At 69.2% G+C, this 13,124-nt stretch carries 10 protein-coding genes; 3 read left to right on the plus strand and 7 right to left on the minus strand.

The window, feature by feature from the left end; all coding sequences use genetic code 11:
- Positions 1-159: 159 nt before the first annotated feature.
- Positions 160-1,662, plus strand: a complete 1,503-nt coding sequence (locus RCG67_RS00005; RefSeq protein WP_438612623.1) for an amino acid permease — start codon at positions 160-162, stop codon at positions 1,660-1,662.
- Between the two features lie 286 nt (positions 1,663-1,948).
- Here the strand turns inward: RCG67_RS00005 and RCG67_RS00010 are convergent, their stop codons facing one another.
- The 4 genes from RCG67_RS00010 to RCG67_RS00025 form a co-directional block, all read right to left on the minus strand.
- On the minus strand, positions 1,949-2,485 hold the full coding sequence (locus RCG67_RS00010) for a ferritin (RefSeq protein ID WP_368824263.1): 537 nt from the start codon (positions 2,483-2,485) through the stop codon (positions 1,949-1,951).
- A gap of 267 nt (positions 2,486-2,752) precedes the next feature.
- Positions 2,753-3,592: a ferredoxin family protein gene (locus RCG67_RS00015; RefSeq protein ID WP_368824705.1), complete on the minus strand. Its 840-nt coding sequence runs from the start codon at positions 3,590-3,592 to the stop codon at positions 2,753-2,755.
- Positions 3,593-3,659: 67 nt separating this feature from the next.
- Positions 3,660-4,865, minus strand: a complete 1,206-nt coding sequence (locus RCG67_RS00020; RefSeq protein WP_368824264.1) for a cupin domain-containing protein — start codon at positions 4,863-4,865, stop codon at positions 3,660-3,662.
- 2 nt (positions 4,866-4,867) lie between these two features.
- The gene (locus RCG67_RS00025; protein ID WP_368824265.1) at positions 4,868-5,335 is read right to left on the minus strand and encodes a BatC protein; all 468 of its coding nucleotides are present in this window, start codon (positions 5,333-5,335) and stop codon (positions 4,868-4,870) included.
- A 244-nt stretch (positions 5,336-5,579) separates the two neighbouring features.
- Between RCG67_RS00025 and RCG67_RS00030 the strand changes: the two genes are divergently transcribed.
- Entirely contained in the window at positions 5,580-6,293 is a 714-nt protein-coding gene (locus RCG67_RS00030) for a sulfite exporter TauE/SafE family protein (RefSeq protein WP_368824266.1), read from the plus strand.
- A gap of 35 nt (positions 6,294-6,328) precedes the next feature.
- Here RCG67_RS00030 and RCG67_RS00035 read toward each other — a convergent pair whose 3' ends face one another.
- From RCG67_RS00035 to RCG67_RS00045, 3 genes are read right to left on the minus strand one after another with little or no spacing between them, the layout of a single operon-like run.
- Positions 6,329-7,231, minus strand: a complete 903-nt coding sequence (locus RCG67_RS00035) for an AraC family transcriptional regulator (protein ID WP_368824267.1) — start codon at positions 7,229-7,231, stop codon at positions 6,329-6,331.
- 2 nt (positions 7,232-7,233) lie between these two features.
- Entirely contained in the window at positions 7,234-8,343 is a 1,110-nt protein-coding gene (locus tag RCG67_RS00040; protein ID WP_368824268.1) for an NAD(P)-dependent alcohol dehydrogenase, read from the minus strand.
- A gap of 14 nt (positions 8,344-8,357) precedes the next feature.
- A complete protein-coding gene (locus RCG67_RS00045; RefSeq protein WP_368824269.1) occupies positions 8,358-9,638 on the minus strand; it encodes an MFS transporter in 1,281 nt (426 codons plus the stop codon).
- Positions 9,639-9,941: 303 nt separating this feature from the next.
- Between RCG67_RS00045 and RCG67_RS00050 the strand changes: the two genes are divergently transcribed.
- Positions 9,942-13,121, plus strand: a complete 3,180-nt coding sequence (locus RCG67_RS00050; RefSeq protein ID WP_368824270.1) for a DEAD/DEAH box helicase — start codon at positions 9,942-9,944, stop codon at positions 13,119-13,121.
- Positions 13,122-13,124 lie beyond the last annotated feature (3 nt).

The raw sequence follows: 13,124 nt of genomic DNA on the forward strand, positions 1-13,124 counted from the left end.
AGCGCTCCGGCTACGGCCGCGAGCTCGGCCCGCTCGGCATGGACGAGTTCGTCAACAAGCGCCTGCTCTACATCAACGACTGACCCGGGCCGGGGCGGTCGGACACCGCCCCGGCCTCCCCCCGGCGTGCAGACCCGCCACCTCCGAGGAAAGGTTCCCGTGGACACCATCGCACCGCCCCAGACGACCGCCCCGAACAGACCGGGAGCACCGACTCCCGCAGAGACGCACGCACGGCTGCGCCGCAGCCTCAAGCCCCGCCACCTGACCATGATCGCGATGGGCGGGGCCATCGGCACCGGCCTGTTCGTGGCCTCGGGCAACACCATCGCCACCGCCGGCCCCGGCGGGGCGCTGCTGGCCTACGTGGCCATCGGTTTCATGGTCTTCCTGCTGATGCAGTCCCTGGGCGAGATGGCCACCTACCTGCCGGTCTCCGGCGCGTTCGAGGAGTACTCCACCCGCTTCGTGAGCCCCTCCTTCGGCTTCGCCATCGGCTGGAACTACTGGTACAACTGGGCGATCACCGTGGCCGCCGAGCTCGTCGCCGCAGCCCTGATCATGCGCTACTGGCTGCCCGACGTGCCGTCCTGGATCTGGTCGGCGCTGTTCCTGGCGATCCTCTTCGGCCTCAACGCCCTGTCCACCCGGGCCTACGGCGAGAGCGAGTTCTGGTTCTCCCTCATCAAGGTCGCCACCATCGTGATCTTCCTCGTCCTGGGCGTGCTCATGATCGTGGGCATCCTCGGCGACTCCTCCCCCGGCTTCAGCAACTGGACCACCGGGGACGCCCCGTTCGTCGGGGGCGGGGCCGGGATCCTCGCGATCTTCATGGTGGCCGGCTTCTCCTTCCAGGGCACCGAGCTCGTCGGCGTGGCCGCCGGTGAGGCCGAGAACCCGGAGAAGAACGTGCCCCGGGCCATCCGCACCGTGTTCGTGCGGATCCTGCTCTTCTACGTCGGGGCCATCACCATCGTGGGGTTCCTCATTCCCTACACCAGCCCCTACCTGCTGGGCAGCGGCGTGGAGGACATCTCGATCTCCCCGTTCACCCTGGTCTTCGAGAACGCCGGGGTGCTGGCGGCGGCCTCGGTGATGAACGCGGTGATCCTCACCGCGATCCTCTCGGCCGGCAACTCCGGGCTCTACGCCTCCACCCGCATGCTGTGGGCGCTGGCCGAGGGCGGCAAGGCGCCGAGGTTCCTGGCGAAGGTCAACCGTCGCGGCGTGCCCATGAACGCCCTGCTGGCCACCACCGTGGTGGGGGCCGCCTGCTTCCTCACCACCCTGATCGGCGACGGCGCGGCCTACGTGTGGCTGGTCAGCGCCTCGGGGCTGGCCGGGTTCATCGTGTGGATGGGCATCGCCTGGAGCCACTACCGCTTCCGCAAGGCCTACACCGCCCAGGGCAAGGACCTCGCCGACCTCCCGTACCGCGCGAAGTTCTTCCCGCTCGGCCCGATGATCGCCCTGGCCCTGTGCGCCGTGGTCATCTTGGGGCAGAACTACCAGGCCGTCATCGGGGACATCGACCTCCTCGCGGCCCTGTCGGCCTACATCGGCCTGCCCCTGTTCCTGGCCCTGTGGCTGGGCCACCGCCTGGTGACGGGCTCGAGGATGGTCCGCTACGAGGACGCCGACCTCACCCGCGCCACCGACTGACCCGCACTCCCGCCGAGCCCCCAGACACCGGGCGGCCTTTCCGCCGAGCCCCCAGGCTCCGGGCCAGCACTCCCGCCGAGTCCCCAGAGACCGGGCGACCTTTCCGTCGAGTCCCCAGTCCTGTCGCGCATCCCCAGGTTCGATCATGGGGAAACGCGACAGGACTGGGGACTCGCCGCATCGGGCGAGTGGGGCGTGGGGGTTCGGCGGAGGAATCAGCGAGGGAGAGCGGGAGGGCAGGAGAGCAAGAGAGCCCGGGAATCAGGGCGCGGGGGCTGCTGCCGGCTCAGACGGCCCCGCCGGCGGCCTCCGGGGCGCCCGAGCCGTGGCCGTGCCCGCCGTCGCCGACGTGCTCCCGGGCCACGAAGTTCTCGAGGTCGAAGAGGTTCTCGGCCCGGCGCGCGACGTTCACCAGGGTGGTCATGGAGGCGACCTCCTCGACCTGCTCCTTCAGGAACCAGAGCATGAACTGCTCCCCCAGCGCGTCCCCCTCGGCCCGGGCGGCGGCGAACAGCGCCTTGATCTGCTCGGTGACCTCCTGCTCCTGGGACAGCGCCAGGGCCAGGGGCTCACGGACGTCGGCGAAGTCGTTGCGCACCTCCCCGACCCCCGGGATGGTCAGGGGCAGGTCCCGGTCCAGAATGTACTGGACGATCATCATGGCGTGGTTGCGCTCCTCCAGGGACTGCCGGTAGAAGTGCCGGGCCAGCTGGGGAAGGTCCTGGCTGTCGAACCAGACCGCCACGGCGATGTACTGGTGGGAGGCGGCGAACTCGTGGCCCACCTGGCGGGTGAGCAGGTCGTTGAAGGACTCGGGGGCCATCGGGATCTCCTGACATGGGCGGGGCCACAGGGGTGACGACGTGCCGGCCGCTCCACCGGTGCGAGCCTGGGCGGATCAGCGGGAACGGTCGCCGGGGGTGGGAGTTCGAGCCTAGCGCGGTGGCACCGCCGGGTGAAGGCCGGTCACCGGGGACGTCCCACGCCACCGCGGTCCGCATCGCCATCGCCCTCGCCCACGGGTACCGGCACGGGCACGGGCACGGGCACGGGCACGGGCAGAGTGCCATGCCCTCGCTCGCCCCGTCCGTCAGACCTCGCGGATCGCGGTGAGCTCGTAGACCCTGGCCGAGCTCGTCGCCGGTCCGTGGCAGGTCAGCTGGTGGGGCGGGGCGGATCGGGCCTGCAGTTCGACGTCGATGCAGTCCGGCCGGGGCGGGCGGCCGGTGAGACGGATCCGCCAGCGGTCGCCGTCGTTCAACGACTCGGTGACCGTGTAGTCGTGGCGGCCGGCTGGGCCGAAGCGTTCGAGCGCGGCGGCGACGGCGGCCTGCTGCGGCGGGAAGAGGTCGGTGTACCCGCGCAGGTGCTCCCCGGAGACCCGGTCGGCGAGGTGCTCCTCGACCGTGGTCACGGAGGACTCCGCGTCGAGCCCTCCGTAGTAGACGCCGTCGGGGACGACGACGACGTTGGCGGCGAACCGGTCACCGCCGACGTGCGAGCACTCCCAGACCAGCTCCGGCCAGCGCTCGCTCAGGGCACGCCCCACGGGCCGTCCGCGCACAGCACAGCAGGGATCGTGCTGACCGTGGGCGCAGACCAGGAGGACCGGTGGGTGGCCGATCTCACCGGGGACGCCGAGGGCCGTGGCGATCTCCGCGAGATCCTCGTCGCGGCGCCACGTTCCCCATCGCTGATGGCAGGCGCCGGAGTTGTCGTGGCGCAGCACAGCCCACCGGCTGGGACCCTCACGGCTGCGGCGGCCGTGGCGCCGGATCAGGAGGATCCGGGCCTTCGCCGCCTGCGCGGCGGAGAACACGAGGGCCTTGGCCTCGGGCTCCAGATCCAAGCCGTCGAACCCGTTGACGGGCCACGCGCCTCGGTACTCGATGAGGACCCAGACCACGCCGCGCGGCGCGGTGCCCGCCATCGGGTCGCCGCGCCCTCGGGCTCCGTCGGCGCACCAGAAGCGGCACGTGGCATTCACGGTGGCGGTGTCACTGGTCACAGGGAACAACAACCCCCGCCCGCAGCAGTCGTTCGGCGAGCTCGACGCCGAGCTCGCCGGCGGTGTGGACCTCGCCGTCGAGCAGGCACGAGACGGAGTGCAGATCGACCTCCGGGAAGTCGAGCCACCCCACTCGCGTGCTCAGGCGCGGGCCCTCCAGCCGTGCCTCCAGGGCACCGCGCAGCCGGACGGGGGACCCGGGTCCCAGGCCCTGGACCGCCGCGAGCTGGGCCAGCGGCCCCAGTGGCGCCGGGCGCCCCTGTCCTCGCCGGGTGCGGTGGAACCGGGGGGCGGGATCGGCCTCGGCGAGCGCGGCGACCAGGCGCTCCCGGACGGCATCGAGCTCCCCGTCCGGTCCGTCGACGCCCAGGGGCAGCGACCGGCGCATCTCGGGGTCCTCGGCCAGCAGTGCCAGCGCCTCCTGGGCGAGCTGCTCGGCCAGGCCGTGACGGGTCCAGGTGTGGATCCCGAGCGTGAGGTGGACGGAGACCGCCCCCTGGGCCTGGGCGGCGTGCAGCCAGCCGCGCGGCAGGTAGAGGGCGTCGCCGGGCTCGAGCACGACGTCGAGGTGCGCCTCGCCTCCCGCGGCCTCGGCCACGGCGGAGCGGTGGTCGGTCCAGGGCTGGTCCCGCAGCGGATCCGGGTGCACCGGCTCGTGCAGGACCCAGCGCTTCGTCCCCTCGATCTGCAGGACGAAGACGTCGTGGACGTCGTAGTGGTCGTCGAACCCGCGGTTCTGCGGCGGGGTGATGTAGGCGTTGGCCTGCACCGGATGGCCGAGCTCGCTGCTCAGCGCGGCGGTGAGGTCCCCGACCGGCTCCCACGTGCGGTGCAGGGCCTGCAGCACCAGCGTGGCGCCGTCGGCGAACCGGCGCCACAGTGCGGTGTCGTCGAGCTGATCGGGAACGGTGGCGCCGACCCCGGCGGGCGAGGTGAAGGACGAGTCGGGGAACGTCGACCCGTCCTTGGCCACGCGCAGGAAGGGCGTGCGCAGCCCGCGGCGCGAGATCAGCTCGTCGACGGCGTCGGCGGAGAACAGGTCGGCGAAGCCGTCCGCCCGGCGGGTGAGCAACGGGGCCCGGCCCCAGACGTCACGGGCGAAGCGCTCGCGGCCGATGTCGATCAGGCGGGTCTCCAGGACCCCGGCGCCACGAGGGGCGCCGGGGTCCTGCCCGTCAGTGCGGACGGCGTCCACTCTCAGAGGCCTCGTGCTCCGGCTTCTCCGTCGGCGCCGCCGTCAGCGCCGCCATCGGCACCGCCGTCAGCGCCGCCGTCCTGCACGCCCGGGGTGCCGCTGGCCCCACCGTCGGCCGGGCCCTCGGCGCCACCGTCGGCCCCACCGTCCTGCACACCCGGGGTGCCGGCGGCTCCGCCGTCGGCCGGACCCTCGGCACCGCCGTCGGCACCGCCGTCCTGCACGCCCGGAGTGCCACTGGCCCCACCGTCGGCCGGACCCTCGGCACCGCCGTCGGCCCCGCCGTCAGCGCCGCCATCGGCACCGCCGTCGTGGACGCCCGGGGTGCCGGCCGCTCCACCGTCGGCCGGGCCCTCGGCGCCGCTGTCCGCGCCACCGTCCGCGCCACCGTCGGAGACACCCGGAGAGCCGAAGGCTCCGCCGTCGGCGGGACCTTCCTGCTGGTTCGGATCCTGCTGTGCATCAGTCATGCTGGCCTCCCAGATTTCGAGTGACCGTGCCGTCACCGGCCGGTCACCAAGACGGGCGGTCCTGGAGCGGCACCGCCCATCTCGAGGCTATCGGTGCGGCGCAGGTGAGGGAACAGTCGGCCCTCAGGTGATCCGGACGAGGACCGGCACGACGTGCGCCACCTCCGCCGGGCGCACGATCTCCGGGCGGCCTCCGGAGGTGGAACAATGCACCCGTCCCCTGCTCGCGACCGGGAGGTGCGTCATGACCGGCCTGGAGCTCGCCGTCGTCGCGCTCGTGGTGAGCATCGCGTCCTGCCTGCAGGGCGCGATCGGCTTCGGCGTGGCCCTGCTCTCCGCTCCCGTGATCGCCCTGTTCGATCCCACCCTGCTGCCCGGTTCCCTCCTCCTGGTGGTCACCGGGCTCACCGCGCTCGGCGTGCTGCGGGACCGCGCCGCCGTGGACGTCAAGGACGCGGGCTGGGCCGTGGCGGGGCAGATCCCCGGCACCGTGGCGGGAGCCCTGCTGGTGGCCGCCCTGTCCGCCCGGACGCTGTCCCTCGTCCTGGCGAGCACCGTGCTGCTGGCCGTGCTGCTCAGCGTGTGCGGCTGGCGGCCGCGGCCCCGGCCCGCGGCCGTCGTCGTCGCCGGGGCGGCCTCCGGTCTGCTGGGGACGGCCACGTCCATCGGCGGCCCGCCCATGGCGCTCGTGTGGCACGGGTCCTCGCGCGCCCGGATGCGCGGCACCATGAGCGCCTTCTTCCTGGTCGGCGCCGTGATGGCCCTCGTGGCGCTGACCGTGGTGGGGTCGATCGACCGCCGGACCGTGCTCTTCGCGGCTGCTCTCCTGCCGGCCATGGTCCTGGGCTTCGCGGTGTCCGGAGCGGTCAACGCGCGGATCAACCGGCGCATCGTCCGGCGGGTGGGCCTCGGCGCCTCCGCGCTGGGCGCCGTGCTGGTTCTGTTGCAGGCGCTCTGAAGCACGCCCTCCCGAGCCGCTCCGGACGGTCGCCCTCAGAGCTGGTCGATCCGCCGGTAGCGGGACGGCGTGGTGCCCGTGGTGGCCCGGAAGTGCCGGTTGAAGTTGGAGAGGTTGGTGAAGCCCACCCGGTAGCAGATGTCCGAGACCGGCAGGTCGGTGCCGCGCAGCAGCCGGCAGGCCTCGGTGAGCCGCATCCGGGTGACGGTGCGGTTGAAGCCCACGCCGGTGGCCTTGGCGAAGAGCCTCGAAAACGCGTCCCGGCTCAGGCCCACGGCCTCGGCGACCTCCGGCACCAGCATCCGGCCGTCCAGGTGCTCGGTGATGTAGCTCAGCGCCCGGTTGAAGACCTCGGCCTCAGACGCGTCCAGGCGGTAGGTGCCGCCGCGACTGTCCAGATAGCGCCGCTCGGACTCCGGGGACTCGGCGAGGAGGCCCAGCAGCTCGGCCACGGCCGCCAGCCGGCGGAGACCGAACGTCCCGTTGACCGCCTCCATCGCCGCCGCCCCCTGGACGGCGGTGCGGCCGGTGAACTCGATGCCCCGGACCGCGGCCTCCAGCAGCGGGCGCAGGACCTCGAGCTCCGGCAGAGTCCCGGCGGCGGCGAAGAACCGGTCCTGGTCGAACTGGAGCACGGCGTCCCGGTTCCGGACCACCTCATCGTCGTCGCGGTGGGAGATCCAGTTGTGCGGCAGGAAGGAGCCCATGATGCTCAGGTGGCCGGGGCCGAAGGGCCCGGCCCAGTCCCCGGCCATCACCGTCCCGGAGGACTCCCGGATCAGGTGCACCTCCACCTCGGGGTGGTAGTGCCAGCGGGCCAGCGGATGGGGCCAGTCGTGCTGGTGCCATCGCACGGAGCTCTGCGGATCCGGGATGACGAGCTCCCGGACCGGGGAGGTGACGTCCTCCGGCGTCGTGCTCCGTGCGGTGGCGTCCATGCTCAGGCTCCGGCCACGCGGATCTGGATCTTGGTGTCGGTGGGCCGGCCCTCGGCGCCGCGCTCGAACGCGGCCACGGCGTCGGCGAACGGATAGGTGGCGCTGATCAGCGCCGCGAGGTCCACCGCGGGTGACGCGGCGAGCTCGATGGCCCGCTGGTAGGAGTTGGCGTACCGGAACACGGTCTCGAGCCGCAGCTCCCGGGCCTGGGCCGCGGCGACGTCCAGCGGCACCGGGTCCACGGGGATGCCCACCAGGACCACGGTCCCGCCGGGCGCGGGGAGCTTCCACAGGTTGCCGAAGACGTGCGGGCTGCCACTGGCCTCGAAGACCACGTCCGCGCCCCAGCCGCCGGTGGCCTCCCGCACCGCCTCGCCCAGGTCCTGGCGGGAGACGTCCACGGGGTGGATCGTGGGACAGTCCTCGATCTTGGCGAACTTCTCCGGCGCCACGTCCGAGATGTACACCCGGGACGCCCCGCTCGCGGCGGCCGCGATGGCGGTGAGCACGCCGATGGTGCCGGCGCCCACCACGACCGCGACGTCGCCCGGCGCCAGGCCGGCCTTGGTCACCGCGTGCACCGCCACGGCGAAGGGCTCGATCAGGGCGCCCTCCTCCAGCGAGAGCTGCTCGGGCAGCCTGTAGGTGAAGTCGGCGGGGTGGATGATCTCCGGCTGCAGGCAGCCGTCCACCGGGGGCGTGGCCCAGAACTGCACGTCCGGGTCCACGTTGTACATGCCCAGCCGCGCGGCCCGCGAGCGCGGATTGGGGATGCCCGGCTCCATGCAGACCCGGTCCCCCACGGCCAGGTGCTCCACGCCCTCGCCCACCTCCAGGACCGTGCCGGAGGCCTCGTGCCCGAGAACCATCGGATGCTCGACGACGTAGGGCCCGATCCGACCGTGCGTGAAGTAGTGGACGTCGCTGCCGCAGATGCCCACGGTGTGCACGCCGATGCGCACCTCACCGGGCCCTACCGGGCGCAGACCGGGGACGGGCCGGACCTGGATCTGGTGCTGGCGTTCGAGGACGACGGCGTCCATGGTGCTCTCCTGGGCTGCTTCGGTGGCGTCAATGACGGTCGGGGTGGCGGTGAGCGTGGTGGGGTTCATGATCTCAGGTCCTTTCAGGCGGCGACGGCGAGGCGATCGCGGCGCGGGAGCACCCGGCCGGTCTCGGTGGTGATGCCGGGCTGGGGCGGGTGGATGAAGAAGGTGGTGACGGTGCCGAGGAGCATCAGCGCGGCGAAGACCCAGCACACCCCGACCGGGCCGAGGACGGGCAGCAGCAGGGTGGCGATGCCGGGGCCGAGGAACGTGGTCAGCCCGGAGGCGAGGTTGTGGGCGGAGATCGCCGCGCCGCGGTGCTCGGGGGCCAGGGCCGGGAAGATCGCGCCCATCGGGACGAACGCGGTGACGGACAGGGCAAAGAGCACGGCGGCCCCGACCATCGCCGGGAAGCTGGGGCCGAACCACACCGGGACGTAGGCGAAGGCCAGGACCGCGAGGGCCATGCCGCCGAAGCCGAACCAGCGCATCTGCCGCATCCAGCCGTAGCGGTCCCCGAGCCGGCCCCAGACGATGTTGGCGCCGATGGTGATGGTGTTCATGATCGCCCAGAGCATCATCCACTCGGGCAGGGTGAACCAGGACGCACCGCCGATCTCACCGGTGGTCAGGTACAGCGGCATCATCATCGGGAACGCGTAGAGGGTGAGGTTGCACAGCACGCGAATGACCACGGAGAGGGCGATCTGCCGGTTCTCCACCAGGATGGTCACCCCGCGCAGCAGCTCGCGGGTGCGCTCCGCGCCGTGCAGCTTCTGCGAGAGGTCGTTCTCCGGTGGGGCGCCGGGAACCAGCAAGGCGCACATCAAGGTGCCGGCCGCCACGAAGGGCAGGGACGCCCACAGGGTGGCGTACTCGCCGATGACCGGGACCAGGAGGCTGGGCACGTAGGCGCCCATCACCCCGATGCCCAGCGAGAAGGACGCCCAGAACCAGCCCATGGCCGAGGCCAGGCGGCTGGGGTGCACCGACTGCGCGATGAGCACCACGAAGGAGTACATGAACAGCGGATAGGCGACCCCGCGCAGGCTGTAGATGAGGATGGTGCCGAGCACGCTCTCCAGGCCCACGGTGAGGAAGAGGACGTGCAGCACCATCCAGAGGACGCCGCCGAGGACCATGAGGCGCTTGGCGCCCACGACCTCGGCGAGCACGCCGGTGGTCCAGGCCGAGATGGCGACCACCAGGCCGTAGACCGTGAATACGAGGCCGGCCTGGGTGGGCGTGAAGCCGTTCTCGACGAGGAAGCGGGACAGGAACGTGAGCTCAAAACCATCACCGGTCATAAAAATGGCGAGGGCGAGATAGCCGAAGAGCAGGCGGCGGGGCATGCCGAACATGCGGGTACTCCTTCGTGGACACCAAGTGGAAAGCACCTGGCGAGCAGAAGAGCGGGCAGCCGGTGCGCGATGTCCTCAACGCTACGGAGGTGTGACGCGGGCCACTAGCCGATTAATTCGGCGCAGACTGATACTTCTGCGCACATGCCGGTGCTGCTTTATAGGGCTCCCACATCCTCACCTACCCTGCCGAAGCTTCGGGCCCTACATCCCAGCAGGCTGTCCCAATCCTCGGCGCGACGCGTCATGTGCACTGACACGGCACTCACCGTTCCGTGATGTCGGCAACCCTAAGCTGCCCCTATGGGTCAATCGCACAATGCCAACGCCGTCCGTCTTTCCCCTGGCTTGTATGAGCTCCTCGAAGACTCAGCGTTGGCGAAGGAACTTACGGAGTTGCCGGACGGCCGTGCCGCTCTGGATACCGTGGACCCGGCCGACACCCCTCACGTTCTCGCGCGCTATCTCCGCGACCGCATTCTGTTCCACTTAGCGTCCACACCCGCTGCCACACGTGTGCACGAAGCCAATCGCATCCTGGCGGCCCTTAACGACGAAATGCAGGATCCAGCGCGCATCAGCGAAGGTCCACGACAACTCATGTCGATCGCGCCGGCGACCGGTGCTGCGGTACGAAAGCCAGCAACTCCGCTATCTGACGCAGCTCTGCTGACCAATACACCGCATGAGCCGCAGGTAGGGCGTGAGATCGCCAAGGAGCTTGAAAGCGCCGATCGTGTGGATCTTCTCATTGCTTTCGTCAAATGGTCCGGCTTGCACGTCATGGACAAGGAGCTCCAGTCACTGAAGGACCGGGACATTCCGTTCCGCGTTTTGACCACCGTCTACATGGGTGCCAGTGATGCCAAGGCGATCAACGCACTGGCGCGCAAGTACGGCGCGGAAGTTCGAGTTAGCTACGAGACCCGCAATACGCGACTGCACGCAAAGGCGTGGATGTTTCACCGCAAGACCGGCTTCAGCACGGCCTATGTCGGTAGTTCGAACCTGTCGCACGCCGCCATGCTCGACGGCCTCGAGTGGAACGTGCGCCTGTCCTCCGTCGCGACGCCGGCGCTCCTCCATAAGTTCGAGGCGACCTTCGAGAGCTACTGGGCATCCGAGAGCTTTGAGTCCTACAACCCGGATGATGACGGCGAGCGCCTGGCGAGGGCGCTCGCCGAAGGAGGCGGACGGGTGTCTTCGGAGGTCTCCATTGCGCACCTAGATGTCCAGCCCTATCCCTACCAAGCTCAAATGCTCCAGGAGCTGGAGGCCGAGCGTGTTATTCACGACCGCCACCGGAATCTCGTGGTCGCCGCGACGGGCACTGGAAAAACCATCCTCGCGGCTTTGGACTATCGCAGGCTGCAGGCCGGTACCCCTGGTGAGCTATCACTGCTTTTTGTGGCCCACCGCCGAGAAATTCTCGAGCAGGCACGCCAGACCTATGCCACAGTTCTGCGTGACGGCGCCTTCGGTGAGCTCATGGTCGACGGCTATCAGCCAGTCAGAGGCAAACACGTTTTTGCGTCGATTCAATCTCTTAACGCCAAGAGCCTGGACCGCTTCGCCCCTGAGTTGTTTGACGTGGTAGTCATCGACGAGTTCCACCATGCCGATGCTCCGACCTACCGCAAGATCATTGAGCACTTTCAGCCTCAGGAACTCCTCGGTCTCACCGCCACTCCGGAGCGCGGCGACGGCGTCAACGTCGCAGAGAAGTTCTTTGGAGGCCGCATTGCGAGCGAACTGCGCCTGTGGGATGCCCTCGATCAGCAGTTGCTGACGCCGTTCCACTATTTCGGTGTCTCAGATGGCGTCGACCTGTCCTCACTTCAGTTCCGGCGGGGTCGGTATGAGGACAAAGAACTGGATGCCGTCTACACGGGTAATGACGCACGCACGGCCAAGGTGTTGCAGGCTCTCAACGACAAGGTGCTCGATCCGCACCGCATGAAAGCCATTGGCTTCTGCGTCTCCGTCAAACATGCGGAATATATGGCACGGAAGTTCACGGCGGCCGGGCTGCCGTCTGCGGCACTGTCCGGGGAGAGTTCCAGCGACGAGCGGCGGACTGCCCTCAAGGCGCTGCAGCTCGGAGAACTGCGTGCCGTCTTTGCCGTCGATCTGTTCAACGAAGGCCTCGATATTCCGCAGGTCGACACCATTCTCATGCTCCGGCCGACGCAGTCCTCCACGCTGTTTCTGCAACAACTGGGGCGCGGTCTGCGGCTAGCTCCCGATAAACCCGTACTAACCGTTCTGGATTTCATCGGATTCCAGCACCGAGAGTTCCGGTTCGACCTGAAATACCGTGCCGTGACGGGATCGAACCGGACGCGCCTGGCCAAGGACCTGGAGGAGGGCTTTTCCTTCCTCCCCTCTGGAACGCAGATCGTCTTCGATACTGTCGCCCAGTCCGTGGTGCTCAACAACGTGAAGCGTCAACTTCGCCTGACGACCCGGCAAGTGGTCGACGAGATTAGAGATTTGGCGGCGCAGCAGTCGTCGCCCGAGGCGTACACCCTGCGTCAGTACCTGACGGACTCCCTCTCAGAAGCATCGGACATCTACCGACGGAACAAGTTTGACGGTCGGCCGACGACCTGGAACACCTTGCGTCGTGCCGGTGGACTGGTCCCCGATGTTCTGTGGCCCGCCGAGGATCAGGAGACGGAGGTCCTCGTTTTGCTACAGCGCGCCAAGGCGTTTCTGAACGTGGATGACCCCGCCCGTCTACGGTGCTACGAAAATCTGCTTCGCCCGGATGCCCCGCCGGTGTTGTCTCTGCCGCTCAGAGAGCAGCGAATAGCGCGCATGCTTTACTACTCCTTCTGGCCGCAGGGTCCGAAGAGCGGCGGGCCGGGCGATTTGGAGAGCGGTCTCCAGCTCCTCCGGTCACACGCCATCCTGCGGAACGAGCTGACGCAGCTCATCGACGTCACCGCCGACAGTGCACGCAATTTGCCGCGGCCGCTGGAACAGGGCTACGCCGACATTCCCTTGCAGACCCATGCCCACTACACACGGGAGGAACTTCTTGCCGGTCTAGGCATGGGAGAAGAAGGACAGCGCACCCCCGGCACGGTGCGCGAAGGTGTGTCCTGGATTCCGTCCTCACGCTGCGAGGCGCTTCTCGTCACGCTCCACAAGTCGGAGAAAGACTTCTCGCCCAACACTATGTACAAGGACTACGCGATCTCGGAGACGCTTTTCCACTGGGAGTCGCAGAACCAAACGACTCCGGAATCCACAGCGGGACAGCGTTATCAGCACCACACCATACGGAACAGCCACATCATGCTGTTTGTCCGTGAGTCCCCGACGCAGGAGGCCGGCACCTCGCCGTACGTGTTCTTGGGCCCTGTCGATTATGTATCGCACGAAGGGTCCAAACCCATGTCGATTATTTGGAAATTGCGCCGTCCGATGCCGTCCCCGGTGTTCTCGGCCGCGAGCACGGTAGCGCCTCTCAGTTAGAGC

Source organism: Kocuria cellulosilytica (assembly GCF_040981245.1).
GTDB lineage: Bacteria > Actinomycetota > Actinomycetes > Actinomycetales > Micrococcaceae > Kocuria > Kocuria cellulosilytica.